The organism is Polaromonas sp. (assembly GCF_012927415.1).
GTDB lineage: Bacteria > Pseudomonadota > Gammaproteobacteria > Burkholderiales > Burkholderiaceae_C > Polaromonas.
The window spans coordinates 1-20,126 of sequence record NZ_JABBPF010000184.1 but is presented as its reverse complement, the minus strand read 5'-3'; the positions used below and the strand labels follow the sequence as shown (position 1 = coordinate 20,126).

Below are 20,126 nucleotides of genomic sequence, written 5' to 3'. Positions count from 1 at the left end.
ACCCAAAGCCAGTTTACTATTATTTCGATAGCTGATGATGCCGGAATTGACTGGACACGATCGTGTTTTAACCATTATTTTTTGCCACATACCAGGGCATGGCCCAGGCGATGCCTTCGGACAGGTTGTGCGTGGGCGCGTAGCCGAGCAGGCGCCCGGCCTTGCCGATGTCGGCCTGGCTGTGGCGCACGTCGCCAGCCCGAAAGTCGCGGTATACCGGCTGCACGCTGGCGCTGACGCCGTGCGCGGCAAGGTTGTCGCGTAGCAGGGAAAACAGGGTGTTGAGCGTGGTGCAGTCGCCCACGGCCACGTTGTAGACCTGATTTAACGGTGACTCGGCCGGGGCAATGGGTTGCGACGTTTGGGCCGGCTCTGAGCCCGTTAAAGGGCTCGCAATGGCGGCGGCAGGTGGAACGGCCGCGGTGGCGGCGAGCAGGTTGGCTTGCACGGCGTTGGCCACAAAGCAGAAGTCGCGGCTGGTTTCGCCGTCGCCGTTGACATGGACAGCGTCGCCTTGGAGCAAGGCGGCCGTCCATTTGGGGATGACTGCGGCATAAGCGCCCTCAGGGTCCTGGCGGGGGCCAAACACGTTGAAGTAGCGCAGGCCAATGGCGTTGAAGCCATAGCAGCGGGCAAACACGTCCGCGTAAAGCTCGTTGACGTATTTGGTCACGGCGTAAGGGCTGAGCGGTTTGCCAATGGCGTCTTCGAACTTGGGCAGCGCGGGATGGTCACCGTAGGTGGAACTGCTGGCGGCGTAGGTAAAGCTTTTGACCTTGGCATCTCGCGCGGCAACCAGCATGTTGAGGAAGCCGGTGACGTTGGCACTGTTGGTGAGGATGGGGTCTTCAAGGCTGCGGGGAACGCTGCCGAGGGCGGCCTGGTGAAGAACGTAGTCGACGGGGATCGGTGCCTGGGACGCGGACATGGATTGCTGCGCTTCGCTGGAAAAGGCGGGGGTTTTAGGTGCTTCGCTCGCTGTGGCGGGGGCTTGGGGCTCGCCATGGCGGGATATTGGCGCGGTCCAGCCCATGGCTTGCTGGCAATCGGCGAGGTTGCGAATGTCACCCCTGATGAAACTGAAGTTGGCCCACTGTGCGGGGCTGACCAGGGTTTGTACTTCATCCAGGTTGCTCTGGTAGCCGGTCGCGAAGTTGTCGATGCCGACAACGCGCTGGTCAAGCTTGAGCAATGTTTCCAGCAGATTGCTACCAATGAAACCTGCCACGCCGGTGATGAGCCAGGTTCGGGGTTGGTTAAGAAGGCGGGTTTGAAGCGCGTTAACGGCTGTAGACATTGTTCAGATCAATCTCGTTGTATAAATTGCCGACTGCGGGTACCTGCGCTGGCAGTGGTTCACTGCAGCACCTCACGATAAAGAAAGGGCCGCCGGAAAATCCCGCCAAAGTGGTGGGGGTTGTCAATGTGCAAAAAGAAACGATTGACACCCGCCTGCAGCCGACCGGTCAGGTCCACATCCCATTCGAAGCGGTAATCGTTGGACCACCACAACGGGTGACTCAGGCGTCTTACGGCAACGGGCTCGCCATTAAGATAAAGCACCGCTTGGTTGAACAGACCCGGAAAACGCAGGTGCAGCTTGCCCTGTGTCTGGGCAGCTTCCAGACTCATGTCGGTGTGGTACCAGGCAAGGCCGGTGTAGCTTTGATAGTCAGGGGTGACGACGCCCTGGGCTTGGGCGTAAAGGTCGGTTCGAAGCGGCTCCCACTGACCCGCGATTTGCTGGCGCGCCTGCAGGCTGAGGGGTTGCGGCTGTGAGCGCCAGTGACTTTCGTCCACGGGTAGCGTGGGCCATTTCCCGGGTCGGCCTTTTTCATCGGGGTCGCGGCGGAAATTCCAGACCAGTGGCAAGCGGGCAACCAGCTCGCCCTTCTCTCCGTTGGTGTAAGGCAGCAGCTCACGGTATTGAAGCACTTCGCCTGGCCACCACGCGTAGCCCTTTTCGCCAATGCTGCGGAAGGTGGCGAAGGTGGGGTTCATGTCGGCAAGCTGTTCACGGGCGGCCAGTCCACGCTCGCCTGCAGCCACGGCGGCGGCGTAGTCGCCATCGGTGGCGGCTGCGCGAACCATGTCCATGTAGGCGGTCAGCACCTCGAAGCCCAGGCGCGTGAAGCGCAGCCGGTCGTGCAAATGTTGCACCCCTTGACCTCTGGCTTTCGCCCCTGGTCTGGCGACCTGCTCGGCTGCTTCGGCTACTTCGGCTACTTCTGCCGCTTCAAGGTGGCTGCGAAGGCGGTCGATCAGCTCAGGGGTGTAGATGGCCGGGGCGACAAAATATTCGTGCTCGGTTACCAGGGTTTCTTGCCAGGCACGAAAAATCTCGCCCCAGTATCGGGCCATGGGCTTGGCCGCGGGGCCGTAGAAACGGACGTAAAAATCGGCCAGCAGCGCGTCGGCGTCGGTATCGGGGTTCCACAACAGCTGGCCGCGCAGGTAGAGATTCGTCAAGGTGGTGGCCAGGGCGCCGCGGCTTTCAGTGTCGACCCCCAAAATGCCTGCGGCGCGATAGGCCTGCACGTCGCGCCTGAAAGCCTGGTGGCTGGGGTTGGGCAAGTCGCGCCAGACCAGCATGCTCTGGTCGTAGTCGTAGATCACGAGCCGGCCCTGCATGATCTTTGCCCACTTTTCCATGATGACGCGGTACTCACGGCACGGGGCTGAGCGCACATCGTCTACCCCATGGATGGGATCGATGTCGATGGGTGCCAGATAGGCTACCAGCGGCGGCGCGGCGGTGATCTCCAGCACCGGCGGCAGTGTCATGTTGGAGTAGGCCAGAAAGCCCAGGTGCGCGCGGCTTTCGGGGGCTGCGGCCTGAAGCTGGGTGGCGACCTTGTTATACAGCTGCATGAAGGCGTCGGTGTAGCTGGGGCCGAGAAAGTATTTGTCGTATTGCAGGGTGGCCAGCGCCTTGTCGTCTGCGGAACCGGAGGCGTAGATGCCGTCTTCCATCGACAGCGATACGTCTTTGCCGGCCTTGTATTCGGGCAAAACTTTCTGGCTTAAATGACTGGCAGTGCGGTTGTCGGCGATGGGCACATTGAACAGTGTCTGACCTGGCGGCACAAGTTCTTTGGTGTAGGTGCCCAGGGCATGGCCACTGGGAACGTACACGTCGTTGAAGAAATTGCGCCGCATGAATTCGTCTTTGCCGGTGCTGTCGCCCAGCCAGGAGAGCCAGTAGCGGCGGACTTCAAAAGGTGGGGCGTAGGCGTAGTCAAGCGCGCCCAGGTGCAGCTCGGGCGTCTGGGGAATGCTCTCGCCAAACTCTCCGGGCATGAACCAGCGGCAGCCCCAGCGGCGCAAAAGCTCTGCCACGGCGTAGTAGTGGGCGTCGTCGTTGGTGCCGGCGAGCAAAAGCAGCTTGCCCTTGCGCTTAAGCACGATGGCATCGGCACGCAACTCCGGCTTGGGTTTGGCGACGCGCTCGAGTTGCTGGCGAAGCTCCGGCACCAGCGTCAGCGCGGCCTTGCCAACCACCAGCACGGGCCCGGAACCGCGCAGCGCCTGGCGAGCGGCCTCGTCGCTGTCGGCCAAGGCAGGTCTGGCGTTGCTGAGGCGCTCGATGTAGTGCACCAGATCTTGTGCGGCCCGCTTTTCCCATGGGCCTGCGTCGGGTGCGACAACAACCGTGGCGCGGGTCTTGCCATTGGCGGCAATGATCAGGTCTGCCGATCTGGCATGCATGGCCATGACCAGAAGGCCAATTGCCAAAGCGATGAGTCTGCGCAACTTCGGGGTCACGTTGCGACGACGCCAGACATCACAACCTGAGGTCGCTGTCAGCCGCAGGGAGCAGGTATTTCAGGTCATACAGCACATGGTTGGGCTTGCCCAGAGCACGGATGGCAGCAGAGCCCATGGCCTTGAACTGGTGATGGGCCACCGCCAGGATGATGCCGTCGTAGGTGCCTGACTCTGGCTGGGCGACGGGGGTAATGCCGTATTCATGCTCGGCCTCTTCACGCGCCGCCCAGGGGTCGTAAACGTCAACCTGGCAGTTGTAGTCTTTCAGCTCGGCCACGATGTCGACGACCCGGGTGTTGCGCAGGTCCGGGCAGTTTTCCTTGAAAGCCAGGCCCATCACCAGGATGCGCGCGCCGTCGACATGCACGCGGCGCCGGGTCATGGCCTTCACGAGCTGGGCCACCACGTAGCCACCCATGCTGTCGTTCAGGCGGCGGCCAGCCAGGATGATCTCGGGGTGGTAGCCGATGGCCTGGGCCTTGTGCGTCAGGTAATACGGGTCAACGCCAATGCAGTGGCCGCCGACCAGACCCGGGCGAAACGGCAGAAAGTTCCATTTGCTGCCAGCGGCCTGCAGTACGGCTTCGGTGTCGATGCCCATCTTGTTGAAGATGATGGCCAGTTCGTTGATGAGGGCAATGTTCAGGTCACGCTGGGTGTTTTCAATCACCTTGGCGGCTTCTGCCACCTTGATGCTGCTGGCCTTGTGGGTGCCTGCGGTGATGATTTCGTTGTAGAGCGCGTCGACCACATCGGCCACTTCAGGGGTGGAACCAGAGGTGACTTTCTTGATTGTGGTGACGCGGTGCTCCTTGTCACCGGGGTTGATGCGTTCGGGGCTGTAGCCGGCGTAAAAATCAACGTTGAACTTGAGGCCGGAGAATGCCTCAAGTACGGGCACGCAGTCTTCCTCGGTCGCGCCGGGGTAGACGGTTGATTCGTAAATCACGATGTCGCCAGGCTTGAGCACTTTGCCTACGGTTTCGCTGGCCTTGATGAGCGGCGTCAGGTCTGGCCGCTTGTGTTCGTCAATGGGGGTGGGCACGGTGACGATGAAGCAGTTGCACTCGCGCAAGTCTTCCAGCCGGGTGGTAAAACGCAAGTGCCTGGCGGCTCGCAGCGCTTCGGGCTCGGTCTCAAGCGTGTGGTCGTGACCGGCTTGGAGCTCGGTAATACGTCGGGCGTTGATGTCAAAACCCACCACGCCGCGTTTTTTGCCAAATTCGACGGCCAGCGGAAGACCGACGTAGCCCAGGCCAATGACGGCGACGTTGCGCTGCTGTGCGAGATTATTGGGGGGGGTTTTTGTGATCATAGAGTGGGTATGGCGGAGTCAAGCTGCTTTGAGTGCCATGGTGGCCGGGCGAACGCACCACTTGAACTGGGTCAACCGCGCATAAGCGATGGAATAGAGTAACGCGCAGCCCGCAAAGCCCATGACCAGTTTGAAGGTGTCGGTAGGCCACTGCACGGCAATTAACGCCGGCAAAAGTGCTGCAAGCCACATGACGGCACCGGTGGCGGAGTTGCGTGCCATATGGCTTGAACGTGGCAGCAGGCATCGCACCAAACGGCGCTTGACGAGGCTGTGCAGGTGCAGCCGGTCCGGGTCGCCGGGGCTGAGGTCGCGGCGGCGCCGACGCACAATGCTGAACAGCACTTCAAGAATCGGATAGCCGCACACCAGCATCGGCGCCCACGCAGAAATCGCGGTATGGCGCTGGAGTATCAGCACGGCCACCCAGGCCAACGCAAAACCCACGAAGTAAGCGCCGCCGTCGCCCAGAAAGATCTTGCCGAGCGGCCAGTTGACCAGCAGGAAGCCGAGGACGGAGCCGCCCAGAATCAGGCAGGCGCGGGCCAAGTCTTGGTCGCCAAACTTGAGGCTTATGGCGCCCAAAGCGATGAAAATGATCAGCACAGTACCACCGGCAAGACCGTTGAAACCATCAATGATGTTGATGGCGTTGGCCACGCCACCCACGGCAAAGGCGGTGAACAACACGGAAATGACGGAAAAGCCGAGCAGCCAGTCGAGCCCTGGCATATTGGCATCGGTGATTGAATAGCCTGTGATGGCCCAGCCCAGTACGCCGCAACTCATGGTGGCGAGCAGACGGGTGAGAACGCTGACGCGTTTTGTGACGTCTTCCAGCAGACCGAATGCGAAAGCGGGAATTCCCGCCAGGATGAGCGGCCCAAGCAATGCTTTTACGTCAGGGTGAGCCACCGCGTAGCCAGCGACCACGCCCACCGCAATAGCGATGCCACCGACGCGGGAGGTGGGCTGGGTGTGTGACTTCTGGATGCCCTCGTGCGAATCCATCGTAAGGCCACCGTGCCAGCGTTGCGTCATGACCAGCAGCAGGGCTGTGACCAATGAAACGGCCATCGCCGCCAAAACAGCGGCAGGCAAACCGTACGCAAAAAATGGAAGCATGAGTGAGCCTGTAAGGGTTAAGTCGACAGGCGACCCGCGTGCATCAAGAAAACTCTTAATATCTTATCGCATCGCTTTATGGTTACACCCTATTGACAGTCTGAATTGCCATTTCGCTTTAATTTCTGTTGCTTCTTGTCATCACGGCGAGCAGGGCAATCCATAGCAATGCCATGTCCATCATGAATCGAAACAGCTTGCAGCCTCGCGATGGCGACTATGGAAATAGAATCAAATTTTGGGTTTTACACGCCAGCTGCAGCGCCCGGAGAAAGATCGTCGAGGATGGACTGCGGACGCTCAAGCACCAGCCGCGCGGCTTCTTCGTGCCCCAGCAGGCGCTGGGCCACGGCCAGACCTTCAGACAGGCAAGGCACCCGTCGCCGGTTCGAATGGGCATCAGTCGCCAATAGATGAGTATGCCCCTCGCCGATAAATTTTTCGCCCCAGTATTTGGCGCGTGGCCCGAACATGCCCGTCAAGGCGCCCGCCGTAACTTGCATCCAGGCACCCTGCCTGATCATGCCGACGAAAACCGGGTAATGCGTTTCGATCCAGGTCAGGCGCTCGGGGTGCGTGATGACGGGCGTATAGCCGGCAGCGACCAGCTGGAAGACCGACTCTTCAAACCGCGGCGGCGCGACATGGTGGGAAGGCTCCAGCAGCACATAGCGGGAGCCGTTTAGCGTAGGCACGCGGCCGCCGCGCAGGCCGGCCAGCAAATCGGGTACCAGATGCACGTCGGCACCCGTCACCAGGCGCAGTTTGATGCCCTGCGCGTCAAGCGCAAGCTGAAGTGCGTCGCGCGCGTGGACGATACCCTGCGCATCGTTAATGTAAAGGCCTGGATAAATATGCGGCGTGCAGGCCATGGTGTGAATGCCGTCTGCCACGGCCAGTCTGGCCATTTCGAGCGAAATTTCAAGAGTTTTGGCACCATCGTCGATACCGGGCAGTATGTGGCTATGCAAATCGATCATGGTCGCCCTTCGAGCTTGAAGTCATCAAACATGAGCTGTCCGTGCAGGCCGGTGACCGACTCATAGGGTGAAAAGGTTTGCAGTTGCAGCGCCACGGCCTGGCCGCAGTCTGATGGCAGATCGACCTCGACCCGGAAAGCCTGCCATTTGCCGGCCGTGTCCTTCAGAGCCGGTGTACGGGCGATTTCACGCTTGCCACTGACGCACTGCAATACCCAGGCCAGTCCGTCGTTAACGCGCAGCTGGCTGCCCATGAACTGCCCGCTAAACACGTAACGATTTTGCAGCAAGAGCAGATGTTGACGCACGATGGGCACGACCAGCGGGCGCCCCGTGAAGTCAAGCTGCAGCACGCCTCCATGTCCACTGATGGCCATTTGCCGAATCACGGCACCGGTGGTTGACGGCGATGTGGGGATGAGTTCCCAGTCAAAGCCGTCGGCGAGAAACCCAGTGTCAAAGTTGCCGTTAAACACCAGATCAACCGGGTGGCCCAGCCAGGCCGTCCACAAGGCATGGGCTTCCAGCCACTGGCCGCCCGCTTTGAGCTGGTGCAACAACCTGTGAATCAATTCGGGCGATAAGCCTTGCTGCGGCAAGGCAAGCACCACCAGCGGCATCGCCGCAATCACGGGTACGCCCGCCTGCGGCATCGCGTCAATCATGGGCTCGAGCCAGCGCGCACCGGGCTTGACTTGCGCTTGCATGGCGACCAGCGCCTGGGGCTCGGCCACCAGCGCGGCCAGCGTCAGCGCTGCGGGTCCGTCACTGCTGTCCTGCACCAGGCGCAACAGCCAGTCGACGGCTTGCGGCCACTGCTTGCGCTGGATGGCTCGGGCGGCCTGCATGCGCTGCACCCGATAATCCTGAGAAGCAAGCTGTGTCGCAGTGTCAAGGGCAGTGTCGGGGTTGACTCCGGGGGCTTTTGCGGGCTCGCGGCTGAGCACGGCCATCTGGATCCAGGCTTCGGAATCTCCGGGATTACGCCAGGCCCGCTCACGCAGCCGCTGGATCTGAGCGGGCGCATCGCTGGCGCGAGACGTGCAAGAAGCCAGTGCCGGCCATTGCTTGAGCGTGCAGGCGCGCTCAAGGTTGTAGACCCAGGCAAGCCAGCCTAGTACCAACGCCCCGGCAGTTAGCCCCAGCAAGATCAAAAGGCGAACACCGAAGGCGAGCGGGCGCGGATAAAGGCGGGAATCCTCGGGCGTCAATGAGTTTCCCCAGCAGCGGAGAGTTCAGTGATGACCACCCGCCCGTCGCGCTGGACAAAGGTCGCTCGCAGACGCAACTCGCGCACCGGCGGCGGCTGTCCCTGGTCATTCAATACCAGCTGCACCAGCCCGTCGACTGCCAGCTGGTCAGCATTGGTATGGGCGCGCAGCTGTACCGGCCCCAGCTTGACCGCGCGGGAACTGCCTATCAGAAAGTTGTACGCATTCACAAGGTCAGAGGCCCCGCCGCTCCGCCGTATTGCAGGCTCCAGACCGCGCAGCAGATCTTCCCCGCGACCTCCCGCCATGGTCTGAATCAACTGATTTAAAATGGGCTGGACGTCCACAAGGCTCAGTTTGGCAACAGACTCAGGTGCCGGGGACTGCGGCAAAGGGGCAGACGCTACCGGCGATTTGACTAAAACAACAGGCGCTGCCTGGACGAGCTGAGCCAGTTGCACAGCTTTTGCGGACGGTGCAACTTTGGAAGCCTGCGCGCCGCGGGCGACTTGCGCCAGCTTCAACGCCTGGGCTTCTTTAGCTTCCTGGGCCAATCTGGCGGATTTGGCAGATTTTGACAATTTCAGCCTCTTGCATTGCTCGAACCGCCTGAATTACCCGGGCGTCATGGGTGGCTCGCTCGGTCTGCGCTGTCAACGCAGCTTGTGCCTCTTTGGCGGCTTGAGCCAACTTGGCTGCCTGGGCTTGTTTTGCTTCCCGAACTAGCTGGGTGGTTTCGGTTGCCTGGGCTTGCTGGGCTGCATGGACGGACGCCGCGTTTTGCGCCACCCGTGCATCCCTAGCGGCCTCTGCTTCCCTGGCTGCACGGGCTGCCTTGGCCATCTCGTCCTTGGAGGGTGATTTCACAGGGCTTTCAGACGATGGCGAAGAAGAAGGACTCATCGTGACTGCCATTTGAAGCCCCCGTGACTTGACCGGGGGCGACGCTTCAGCCGTTGAGCTTTGCTTAGGCGCAGACAAGGTTGAGCCGGTTTGAGCCACTTGCTGGGGATGGAAATCTTCCACACTGCCGCCCTGCCACTGCACAAGCACCAGCGCCAGCGCGCCCACGCTCCCCGAAGCAGCAGCGGCCCAACCCCACGAGACAGGGCGTGCATCCTCTGGACCGTGAGCAAGGCGGTTGACCGTCGAACGCCGATTGAAACCGGTTGACAGCAACTGGTCGTACTCTGCGCGCTGCACGGACGAGCCCAGCACATCGTTGGCCTGATTGATGCGGGTGGCGGCGTCGGTTGGCCAGGCGCCGCTGGTGGCGACAAAATCGGGGTGCGTGAGCCGGATCAGCATCCGGTAATGGTCGCGCAAGGTATCTTTGCTGAAACCTGGTTCCAGACCGAGCAACGTGTAATGGTCGGCACCGGGTCTGAGCATGGCCGTGCGCACAAAAAAACTGGCGGCGCGTTGCGCGTCTGCTGCATCCGCTGGTTCAAGTGCAAGGCCTTCCACCGCCCGCCCCGAAGCGAGCAGCAGCACATCACGGCTTCTGTCAAACAGCGAGCGGGGCTCGCGCAGCGTCAGCGGATAACGCCCGGGAAGCGCCTCAAAATCAAACAAAGACGCGACCAGCGGGCTCGATGGCGCCTTGCGCGTCGCTTGAGAAGAAGACGGATTCATGGTGCCTGGGACCGGATCAGGCGGGATTGCCAGCGCCAGTCACACCGGTCGCAGCGGCCGCTGCCGGACTGACAAGCCGGTTGTCAGCGCCTTTTGGCACCTCAGGGGCGCCGTAATACCCGTAGTACTGGGACAACTCTGCCCCTGCGCTGGTCAGCACGACGCCCAGCGGCATCAGGCCGCCCAGGCGCAGGCGTCGCAACGCATCACGAATACTGGACAGCCGCGTCGAACCTGCTTTCACGACGAACAGGAGGTTTTGCACCTGGTTGCCCAGGACGATCGCATCTGCAATGCCCAGAACGGGCGGCGCGTCGATCACGATTTTTTCGAATCCCATGGCCTCGGCACGGTCCATCAGTTCGAGCAGGCGCGGGCCCATCAACAAGTCCACCGGACTGGGCGGATGCGGGCCGGAGGTTAGGAGTGCCAGGTTAGGGATGTTGGTTTTCTGGATCAACGCTTCGCGTTGTGCGTCGCCTGACAGATAGCTCGACAGTCCCGAGTCATTGGCGCGCTCCAGGGCCTTGTGCAGCGACGGGTTGCGCATGTCGGCGTCGATCAGCAACACGCGCTGGCCCAATTGCGCCAGGTTGATGGCGAGAGCCAGCGCCGTGGTGGACTTGCCCTCGGCCTGCTGGCTGCTGGTCACCATCAGCCTGCGCGGAGAGCCTTCGGCCGTCGAAAACTGCAAGGCCGTGCGCATGGAACGGTAGGCCTCGGCAAAAGTGCCGCGCGGGTCCTCGACCGTGAGCAATGCCAGGGTACGCCCCTGAACCAGTTTCTTTTTCATGAGCGGAACGATGCCCAGCAATGGCAAGCCAAGCTTGGCTTCAATTTCATCGGCGCTCTTGATGGAATCATCGAGCTGTTCGCGCATGAAAACAAAACCCATGCCCAGCAACAATCCTGCGAGCAGGCCGATCCCGGCGTTCTTTAAAAGGTTGGGCGAGATGGGGAATAGCGGTGTGTTGGCCTCGTCGACGACGGAGATGTTGTTGGACGTGACGCCACTGGTGATGCCCACCTCTTTGAGCCGCTGCAACAAGCCGTCATAAATCTGGCGGTTGGTGTCGAGCTCGCGCTTGAACAGGTTCAGGTCAACACTCTTGTCCTGCGTGACCAGGACTTCGCGGCGCGTTTCCTGCAGGCGCGCACGCACCTGGTCTTCCTGCCTCTTGGCCGCTTCGAACTGCCCCTTCATTGACGCCAGTACCGATGCCACTTCTTTCTTGATGCGCGCCTCGAGCTCGGTGACTTGCGCCTTGAGTTGCACCATTTTCGGAAACTCGGGTTTGTACACGGCAAGGTTGCTCAGATACTCACCTTCAATTTTGGCTTTTTGCTCTTTGTAGGCCTGGACGGTCTTGCTTTCAAGCACCTGCGGTGCGCTGTCCGGATTGGCGGCCACCGCGTTGTACTGTGCCTCGGCCTTCAGGCGATCCTGCTCGACACGCCCCAATGCCGATGAATAATCGGTGTAGGTCTGGCTGATGACGCTGGTCTTTTCGTCGAGCGTCAGGATGGAGTTGTTTTTGGCGTAAGTGTTGAGCGTTCGCTCGGATTCCTCCAGCCTGGCTTTGGTTGCCTTGAGCTGGTCTTCCAGAAAGGTTTTGGCGTAGAGGGAGGACTGCGAGCGCCGCTCCATGCTGAGGGCGATGAAGGCCTTGGCAATGGCGTTGGCAATGCGGGCGGCCTGCCCTGCATTCGCGTTGGCCACATTGACCTTGACCAGGCGTGAATTGCGCACCGGCTCTACCCCGACCGCACCCATGAAGCGCGCGACCACGCCTTCACGACCCAGATACTCGCGGTCAATAACAGAAGGCTTGCCCACGCGGTCAATAACAGACGGCTTGCCCACACGGCGGTAGCCTGCAATGACACTGTTCAGCCAGCCAGTTTGCGGTACGGTGGCCTCACTGCTGTTGGCGGACGCGGGACTCGCCACCGGCGCACCAGGCGCAACGCCAGCGCTGGACCCCTGCACGCGCGCAGGGTCGAGTTGCAGGTCGTCAATCACGCGCTCGGCCAGGGTGCGGCTGCGCAGCAGCTCGTTGTTTGTCTGTAGCATCAGGGCGTCGTCCTCCTGATACGGGTCAACGTCCTTGTTGAATGGCACGATGCGGGCTGAACTGCGGTCGATTTGCAATAGCACGGTGGCTTGGTAAACCGGCGTGGTGGTTAACCCATTCATGAGAGCTGCGGCGGTGCACAAACTCATCGCGCCGAGCAGCAGCCACTTGTACTTGCCCACGATATGCAACACGTCCCTGACGCTGACGGAGTCGTCAGTCTCATCGGCTGCCTCGGAATGCGCCAGACCTGTTTGAAGCTGGTAGGACTGCTGGCGAAGCTGTAGCGCGCTGACGGGAGCGGCGCGGCCGGCGGGAAGGCGATCAGGAGGGCTCATATAAAAAAAGTAAGGTGCAGACAGGCCAGTGACAGCTCACTTGGGCGCGAAAATGGAAAAGGGATTGATCGAATCGAGCACGTCGCGAAACAGCGAGTCTCGCAGTGCAGCGCGCACCGGGTCACGCTTGACGACGATGACGTCGTCGGCCAGCACAAGCGGATCGGGGGTGGCTCCGGCGCGGATTTTGTCGAGGTTATGCGTCGACGTGGTCTTGACACCATCCTGCCCGACTCGAAACACCATGATGTCGGATAAATCAGAAAACGGTGCGCCTCCACCCGCCAGCGCCAGGGCACGCAGCAGTGTGACTTGCCCCGTGACGGGATAAATGCCTGGCTTGGCCACCGCCCCTTCAATGGTGATGCGCTGCGAGGTGAACTCCCGAATGAAGAGCGACACCTGCGGATTCTGCAGGTATTTTTCAGCGTATTTCTGGGCAATCAGGATTTCGGCCCGTTGCGCCGAAAGGCCAGCCACCTCTACGTTGCCCACCAGCGCCAATGAGACCTGCCCCGATGAATTGACACGCACTGTGCGCTTAAGGTCGGGCACGCCAAACACCTCTACATCCATCAAGTCATTGGGACCAATGCGGTAGTCGGCCCCAAGGCTGGCCAAAGTGCCAAGCGGCATGGCACGACCGGCCGAGGCGGACGAAGCGGCCGAGGTGGGCACGCCAGGCACGGGATCGGGCATGGAAGACTGCGGTGGCACTTCGGCGCCACGCACTTGGGCAAGGACCACCGGCGGCTGCCAAACTGCCAGGCACAGGGCCAGCACACTGAACAAAATTTTCATTAACAATCCCCTAATGCAATCAATGCCAACTTTTGATTTTACTGTTTGCAGGCGATGCATCGCCCTCACGCCGCCGGCGGTCTTGATGCACCGGCTGGCAACTGGACCTGCAACCGGCCAGTTACCCGCACGGATGTTGCAGTCCTGCATCTGGCGCCCTCATTGCGCGCTCACTGGAAAAGCCATGACCGATAAGGCAGCCACGCGAACGAATTGACCGCAAAATTCAGCCACACGAAGAGGACCAGCGCGTAATACGCCACCACGACCAGCACCCAGGCACGCGCGTCCCGGCCGCCCCCCAACAGATCGGGCAGGCGGGCGAAAACAAACAACTGGAGCGGGATCAAATAGAGCGCGACGCGATCGACCGCCGTGGACGAAGGCGATGCCAGCAGCCACCCTACAGAAGCCAATGCCAGCAAAGCAATGATCATCCACAGATTCCGTTCGGCCGGCTGCCATACAAATCGCTTGCGCAGCAGCAGCAGCAGCAGAGCAGGCAAGGTATTCATGGCAATGCGAACGGCAGCCCCCTCGGACTGGTACTCTGCCTCGATGTAGTTGGCAACCAGACTGTCAACGCTGTCGGCCAAAAGCACCCAGTAGAGAACCGCTAGCGAAACACCGACCCACAAGGCCGTCCACAGCCGGCCGCTTGGCGTGGCCAGCACGGCAAGCGGCACCAGCAGTACGGCGGATTTGTGAAAAGTAGCCGCCAGCGCAACGCACACGACAAATTGCAGGTTGCTCTTTCTGGCGAGTCCTACGAGGCCAAGCATTGCCAGCCCGAGTGCGACGCCCTGCCGGGTGTAACCCATCCCGAGCACAATCACCAAGTAGGGCACCGCGACGACCAGCGCCAGCCAGGGGCGCGGCTGCTGGCTACAAAATGCGAGCAAACCCACGCTGAATATCACCCCGCAAATGAGGTTGACCATGTACTGGCCCGCACCAAACTGGGCCGACAGCCAGTTGAGCAGCACGTAGCCCGGGTCGCCCCTTTCAAACACTTCCGCAAATGGCGCGCCCACCATGTCCAGGTATTGGCCGTCGTAATTGAACCAGTCCCCGCCTACCTCATGCCGAAGACCAATCAACAAGGCCAGCAGGAATCCGGCTATAAGCCACGACAGTTTCACGCCATTTGCGTGAGGGCGCGGCCTGCCGGGTGCTGCAATGCAGGCCCATGCAGGGACCAGAAACATAAGCCAATAGGTCAGCATGTGAAACACCCCTGACACTGGCAAGCCTGCAGCGCGGACGGCATCAGATGGACCGCACCAGCTTGTGCAGCTTCTCTGCCCACCCGGCCGACTGTAAAAAAGCGGTCGGCCTTCATCGGTGCAAAAAGGTATCGGGTTGGTTGCGGGCTCAAGGGGACGCTCTCGAACCTGATTTCTGCACCACGGCAGACGGTAACGGGCGCAGGAATACGCCCAGCAAGCAGGCGCACAACATGGCGTTGGCCGGGATATGCAAATTAAAGTCCACCCAGGAATGCAGCAACACAGCCAAAGCGCCAAAAGCGCAGCAAAGTTGCAACTGCATCGTGCCAATTCCACGCCCTGCCCCGTCGAACTTCCGCCAGAAGGAGACACCCTGGCGCACAAGGAGCCACACCGCCAGCATTGCAAGTACCACGAACAAGCCGCCGAATTCCATCAACAGTTGAACGTAGTCGTTGTGGGCGTGTTCGGCAAAACCGCGCAGGCCCGGCGGCTGGAAACGTGGGTAAACCGCAGCATAAGAACCAGGCCCCGAGCCTACCGGCCAGAACGAGAGCGCTGCCTGCCAGCTGCTGGCAATCAGTTTCCAGCGGAAGGAAGCATCGTCACCCAGCAGCCCCAGATTAAACCGGGTAACCAGGGCTTTCATACCGACGATCACCAGCCCCGCCAACAGGAGTGTGCCGGCGCACAGCAAATACCAGCGTCGTAAATGAGCGGGTACTGCCCCGAGCAGGAGCAACATCGAGAGCAGCGTGACCAGCATGGCGGTGACAAGGCCGGTGCGTGAACCGGAAACCAGCACGGCTGTGACAAGGACAATCAGCACCGTTGACCATAACAGCGCTGCAGCCGGGGGTAAATGCCGATGACCGGCGTGCGAAGCCGGTAATGCCTGCCACAGAAGGAATATTGCCAGCGGCAGCGTCATGGTGATGAAACTGGCAAAGTGATTGGCGTTGGCGAAGCCGCCAATCGGTCCGCCAGCAAACTCCGCGCTGAAGTACAACGTTTTGAATGGCCCAAGCTGCAACATCCCCCACACGGCCTGGCTCGCTGCTATAAGCACCAACACCCGGGTTAATATGCCGATTTGCCCGGCACTGGCAGTGCGGGAGAGCACAAAAGCCGCCACGATGGGAAGGCTCGCCAGCAGGGAGGTAACCGTGGCATCGGGTGTCAATGACAACGCAAGCCACCCGGTAGTGGACGCATACAAATAAATTTCTCGTCCCGGCAGGGCTGACCAGAGCCCGTGGGGCAATGGTGTCAGGAAGAAAAAAGCCGCCCACAGTGGCGACAACACCAAAATCCATTCGCCACGCGACAAGAAGGCGGCGTCGCTGCCAGACAAGGGCAGCTTACGGATCAGCAACGCGCATCCTAGCAGCCAGAGAACCAGCAAGCCCAGCCACTCCAGCGGGATCAGTGCCACGTAACGATTTCCGCCGCGGATGACTGGCGCCAACGCCAGCAGCAAAAGCCCCACCCCAAAAGCAACGAGGCCCGAAAGCCCCGTAGTTTTTACCCTAAGCGATGGCTGCATCAGCTCCCGCTAAGACTTTGCGACGGGCTGGATGAGTTGTTTGAAATCAAACTGATTCCAATGCCGCCTGCAATCAGGGCAGGCACCAGAAAGTCGCGAGGGCCTCCAGCAAGCATAACCGGACCTTCGACTGGCCCGATACCGGCGACCAGGGCCTTGCAATCGAGCTTCGAATTAATGGTAACTGCCTGATTGGGCAACAACTCAATGGTACAACCATTGTCGAGTCGCAGGTCAGCGAAACCGGTAGAGGTTGTCACGACGCGGGCGCCATTGGAAAGTGGCGTGTCTTTGACCAGATTGCCAAGCATGTTGCCTTGGCTGACCGTGACCAGCCCCTGCACTTTGGTAGCCACACCGACAGCCGGTGCGGGTGCCTGTGCCTGTGCCAATACCGCTGTGCTCGCACACACAGTGAGTAAAAGTGCAAGTGAGTATTTCGTCATGAAAATTCCTTTTAAAAGCAACGGACTGCAATTTTCCGTAATCTTTAGTGTACTGCATATGGACAACGCTGCACGAAAACTGCGATTGCACATGCCTTACAACAAGAAAAGCCGTCGGCCAGCACTCCGGGTTTGTGAAATCAGTTTTGTGACCAGCGCTCAGATCAGGGCCACGCCGGTTTTGGACTGCAGCAGTTCCCGCGTCACGCCAGGGGCCATTTCAACCAGCTTCAATCCACCTGGCGTCACATCCATCACCGCCAAATCGGTAATGATGCGGTCCACCACGCCAACGCCGGTCAGCGGCAGCGTGCAGTGCGGCAGGATTTTCAGGTCTTCAGTACCGTCCTTCTTTTTGGCGACGTGCTCCATCAGCACGATGACGCGCGCCACGCCTGCAACCAGGTCCATCGCGCCCCCCATTCCCTTGACCATCTTGCCCGGGATCATCCAGTTGGCCAGATCGCCGGTCTCGCTGACCTGCATGGCGCCCAGGATCGAGAGGTTGATCTTGCCGCCGCGGATCATCGCAAAGCTGTCGTCGCTGCCGAAGATGGACGAGCCGGCAATGGTGGTGACGGTCTGCTTGCCGGCGTTGATGAGGTCGGCGTCCACCTTGTCGTCGGTCGGGAACGGGCCGATGCCCAGCATCCCGTTTTCTGATTGCAGCCAGACTTCCTTGTCAAGCGGCACAAAATTGGCTACCAGCGTGGGAATGCCAATGCCAAGGTTCACATAAAAACCGTCTTCGAGTTCCTGGGCGGCGCGTGCCGCCATCTGGTCTTGGGTCCAAGGCATGTTCAGGCTCCTGCTTTTTCAGTGATGGTTCTTTTTTCGATGCGCTTTTCAGGGTGCGGGTTGTGCACGATGCGGTGCACATAAATGCCAGGCAGATGCACCTCGTCGGGCACCATGTCGCCGGTTTCCACCACCTCCTCCACCTCCACGATGCAGATCTTGCCGGCCATGGCGGCAGCGGGATTGAAATTACGTGCCGTCAGGCGGAACTGCAGGTTGCCGGACTTGTCGGCCCGGTGCGCCTTGACCAGCGCGACGTCAGGCACCAGCGCACGCTCCATGACATAGATTTCGCCGTCAAACTCATTTCGCCGTCAAACTCTCGCAATTCCTTGCCTTCGGCCACCATGGTGCCGACGCCGGTCTTGGTAAAAAACGCCGGTATGCCGGCGCCGCCGGACCGCAGCTTTTCGGCCAGCGTGCCCTGTGGTGTGAATTCAAGTTCCAGTTCGCCGGCCAGGTACTGGCGCTCAAACTCCTTGTTCTCGCCCACATAAGACGAGATCATTTTTTTGATCTGGCGAGTTTCGAGCAATTTTCCAAGGCCAAAACCGTCGACGCCGGCATTGTTGGAAATCACCGTCAGGTTTTTGGCCTGGCTGTCCTTAAGGGCTTCGATCAATGCCTCGGGAATTCCGCACAGCCCAAAGCCACCGACGGCCAGCAACTGGCCATCCTTGACCACGCCCTCGAGGGCTTTAGCAGCGGAGGGAAAAAGTTTGTTCAAAAAAGTCTCCTTGGTAATTTGGCATCCAGCATTGCCTTTACCATACTACTTATTGTTTTACGTAGTTTTTCGTAAAGGTTAGCCCTGATGTCCGTGGATTACCAGCTCGCCTTTGATCTTGCGCCAGTGGGACTGGTGTTGTCCCGAAATCGTTCGATGATGGACTGCAATCATCACCTGTGCGAGATGTTCGGCGCGACGCGCGAACAACTCGCGGGACAGTCGTTCCTGATGCTCTACCCCAGCGCGGACGAATACGAGCGCATCGGCGCGCGCATGATTCCCATCCTCAATGAAAAGGGCGTGTATTCAGACGATCGCATCATGAAGCGTGTCGATGGCTACAACAAGGGCGAAACCTTCTGGTGTCATGTCACGGGACGCGCACTGAACCGCAGCGCGCCGCATGAAGCGGGCATCTGGACTTTTGAAGACCTGAGCTCGCGCCGCCCGGTGACGACGGAGCTGACGGCGCGCGAGCGGGAGGTTGCCGCGCACCTGATGGATGGTCTGACCTCCAAGGAGATTGGCCGCGCCCTGGTCATTAGCCACCGCACAGTGGAGATTTACCGGGCGCGCCTGATGCGAAAGTACAAGGCCGCCACAACCGCCGAGCTGGTGCATCGGCTGCTGGCCGGGTAGGCGGACCAGCCCGACTGGCAATTTGCTATTTATTTCATAGCTAGCTGAAGCCGCATTAACTGGACATGAGCGGGCTTTCATTAAAAATTAGGGCTTGACCGAAAAGCCGTTCAGCTCGGCGGCTGCGTTGCGGTTGCCGTTGTCGATTCGCCTTTGGCAAGAAGGTCGAAAGGCAATGACTGCTTCACCAGAATGACCGTGCAGGGTGCCTGCATGGCGACCCTGATAGGCACCGTGGCGAGCAGCCGCTGCATCTGCAAGCCATGCGTGGCGGCCCCCATCACGATCATGCTGACATCGTTGCCCTGGGCATAACGCAGCAGGGCCTGCGCGACGTCGCGGGATTCGAGCACATGAAAGGAAACCGCCTGACCATTCAGGTCAAGCGGTCGCGCCCATTGCCGCAGCATGCCAAGGTAGCGCCGGTGAACGGTGGCTTCGCTGGACGCCGTGTCGTGGCCCGATGCTGTCGCCGGATCGATCACCGTGACGCAGGCCAGCCGAGCGCCGGCGCTGCTGCCGAGGACGCGCTCGATGGCGGAGCGCAGGGAGTACAGGGTGGCGTCGCTGGCATCCCGGTGCGGAACGGCCACCAGGACGACAGGCGCTGCCTCAATCTGCCGCGAAGGCAGCGTGCTCGGCTGGTAATGCATGCCCGCGGCGCGCAGCCAGCGTTTGAAGTGCGCCCAAAAACCGGTCGCCCGAAGGCGCTTGCCACGCTCGGTGACCACAATCTGTTCCGGATTGGCTAGGTCAAATGCCAGTGAAGCAGCCGATGCATGACGTTTGGCGGCTTCGGGCTCGAGGCAGCGCAGGATAACTTCCTGCAGCCACTCGGGCAGGTCTGCGCGCCACCGTCTGGGCGGCACCGGATCGGCCCACAGGCGCTGGCGCAACCCGCCCCTGGTCTGCGGGTTGCCAAAGGGCAACTCGCGCGTGGCCAGTTCGTACAGCATGACGCCGATGGCAAAGATGTCGCTGCGCGGATCTCCGCGCATGCCGACCACCTGCTCGGGCGCCATCCAGGTCGGTGAGCCCACGGCCGGGCGCAATTCCTCAGCCAGCAGATCAGGGTAGTGGGCGTGGCAGGACAGGCCAAAATCCAGCAGCACCGCGTTGCCCCCCGGCTGGATCAGCACATTGGCCGGCTTGAGGTCGAGGTGACAGACCTCCTGCTGGTGCAAACTGTGCACCGCCCGCGCCACAGCCATGCCAATCCGGGCCAGCTCGTCCGCTGGCAGCGGCTTGTCCGTTTCGTCAAGCAGTTGCTGCAGCGTGCGGCCCGGCACATATTCCATCACCAGATAGGGCAGCTTCTCCAGGTCACCGGTCGCCACCAGGCGCGGCACATGCGGGCCCGTCAATACCGAGAGGATTTGCCGCTCCACTTCAAAACCGACGATGTTTTCAGCGCCATCGCCCTGGGTCATGCGCGGCACTTTCATGACCATCGGAAAAGGCGCGCGCCGCGACGCATCGGCAAAACTTGC

The 20,126-nt window shown here is 60.6% G+C and carries 16 protein-coding genes and 1 pseudogene; 1 reads left to right on the top strand and 16 read right to left on the bottom strand.

Features of this window, described 5'->3' with window-relative positions; genetic code table 11:
• Window positions 1–67 precede the first annotated feature (67 nt).
• The 15 genes and pseudogenes from HHJ19_RS15355 to HHJ19_RS15285 all read right to left on the bottom strand — a co-directional run bounded on the left by HHJ19_RS15355 (window position 68) and on the right by HHJ19_RS15285 (window position 17,994).
• Window positions 68–1,297 (bottom strand): NAD-dependent epimerase/dehydratase family protein, encoded by a 1,230-nt coding sequence (locus HHJ19_RS15355; RefSeq protein ID WP_296908743.1) that lies wholly within the window; start codon window positions 1,295–1,297, stop codon window positions 68–70.
• Between the two features lie 59 nt (window positions 1,298–1,356).
• Entirely contained in the window at window positions 1,357–3,735 is a 2,379-nt protein-coding gene (locus tag HHJ19_RS15350) for a DUF4838 domain-containing protein (RefSeq protein ID WP_296908742.1), read from the bottom strand.
• A gap of 49 nt (window positions 3,736–3,784) precedes the next feature.
• Window positions 3,785–5,083 (bottom strand): Vi polysaccharide biosynthesis UDP-N-acetylglucosamine C-6 dehydrogenase TviB, encoded by a 1,299-nt coding sequence (gene tviB, locus HHJ19_RS15345; protein ID WP_296908741.1) that lies wholly within the window; start codon window positions 5,081–5,083, stop codon window positions 3,785–3,787.
• An 18-nt stretch (window positions 5,084–5,101) separates the two neighbouring features.
• A complete protein-coding gene (locus HHJ19_RS15340; RefSeq protein ID WP_296908740.1) occupies window positions 5,102–6,208 on the bottom strand; it encodes a glycosyltransferase in 1,107 nt (368 codons plus the stop codon).
• 245 nt (window positions 6,209–6,453) lie between these two features.
• Window positions 6,454–7,188, bottom strand: a complete 735-nt coding sequence (locus HHJ19_RS15335) for a CpsB/CapC family capsule biosynthesis tyrosine phosphatase (RefSeq protein ID WP_296908739.1) — start codon at window positions 7,186–7,188, stop codon at window positions 6,454–6,456.
• The gene (locus tag HHJ19_RS15330; protein ID WP_296908738.1) at window positions 7,185–8,336 is read right to left on the bottom strand and encodes a hypothetical protein; all 1,152 of its coding nucleotides are present in this window, start codon (window positions 8,334–8,336) and stop codon (window positions 7,185–7,187) included. Before HHJ19_RS15330 ends, HHJ19_RS15335 begins: the two co-directional genes overlap by 4 nt.
• A 59-nt stretch (window positions 8,337–8,395) precedes the next feature.
• Window positions 8,396–8,629, bottom strand: coding sequence for a hypothetical protein (locus tag HHJ19_RS15325; RefSeq protein WP_296908737.1), 234 nt, complete (start codon window positions 8,627–8,629; stop codon window positions 8,396–8,398).
• Between the two features lie 307 nt (window positions 8,630–8,936).
• The gene (locus tag HHJ19_RS15320; RefSeq protein WP_296908736.1) at window positions 8,937–10,034 is read right to left on the bottom strand and encodes a DnaJ domain-containing protein; all 1,098 of its coding nucleotides are present in this window, start codon (window positions 10,032–10,034) and stop codon (window positions 8,937–8,939) included.
• Between the two features lie 16 nt (window positions 10,035–10,050).
• A complete protein-coding gene (locus HHJ19_RS15315; RefSeq protein ID WP_296908735.1) occupies window positions 10,051–12,447 on the bottom strand; it encodes a polysaccharide biosynthesis tyrosine autokinase in 2,397 nt (798 codons plus the stop codon).
• A gap of 36 nt (window positions 12,448–12,483) precedes the next feature.
• Window positions 12,484–13,248, bottom strand: a complete 765-nt coding sequence (locus tag HHJ19_RS15310) for a polysaccharide biosynthesis/export family protein (protein ID WP_296908734.1) — start codon at window positions 13,246–13,248, stop codon at window positions 12,484–12,486.
• A gap of 170 nt (window positions 13,249–13,418) precedes the next feature.
• Window positions 13,419–14,390 carry an EpsG family protein gene (locus tag HHJ19_RS15305; protein WP_296908733.1) on the bottom strand — a complete coding sequence of 324 codons (972 nt, stop codon included), beginning with the start codon at window positions 14,388–14,390 and terminating at the stop codon, window positions 13,419–13,421.
• 232 nt (window positions 14,391–14,622) lie between these two features.
• The gene (locus HHJ19_RS15300) at window positions 14,623–15,912 is read right to left on the bottom strand and encodes an O-antigen ligase (RefSeq protein ID WP_296908732.1); all 1,290 of its coding nucleotides are present in this window, start codon (window positions 15,910–15,912) and stop codon (window positions 14,623–14,625) included.
• A 110-nt stretch (window positions 15,913–16,022) separates the two neighbouring features.
• On the bottom strand, window positions 16,023–16,469 hold the full coding sequence (locus HHJ19_RS15295; RefSeq protein ID WP_296908731.1) for a hypothetical protein: 447 nt from the start codon (window positions 16,467–16,469) through the stop codon (window positions 16,023–16,025).
• Between the two features lie 159 nt (window positions 16,470–16,628).
• Window positions 16,629–17,267, bottom strand: coding sequence for a 3-oxoacid CoA-transferase subunit B (locus HHJ19_RS15290; protein WP_296908730.1), 639 nt, complete (start codon window positions 17,265–17,267; stop codon window positions 16,629–16,631).
• 2 nt (window positions 17,268–17,269) lie between these two features.
• Window positions 17,270–17,994 (bottom strand): annotated as a pseudogene (locus tag HHJ19_RS15285) (CoA transferase subunit A).
• An 87-nt stretch (window positions 17,995–18,081) separates the two neighbouring features.
• Here HHJ19_RS15285 and HHJ19_RS15280 point away from each other — a divergent pair.
• The gene (locus HHJ19_RS15280) at window positions 18,082–18,636 is read left to right on the top strand and encodes a PAS and helix-turn-helix domain-containing protein (protein WP_296908729.1); all 555 of its coding nucleotides are present in this window, start codon (window positions 18,082–18,084) and stop codon (window positions 18,634–18,636) included.
• Between the two features lie 110 nt (window positions 18,637–18,746).
• On the opposite strand, the gene HHJ19_RS15275 is transcribed toward HHJ19_RS15280, so the two are convergent.
• On the bottom strand, window positions 18,747–20,126 hold a 1,380-nt coding region (locus tag HHJ19_RS15275; protein WP_296908728.1), incomplete at its 5' end, for a bifunctional serine/threonine-protein kinase/universal stress protein.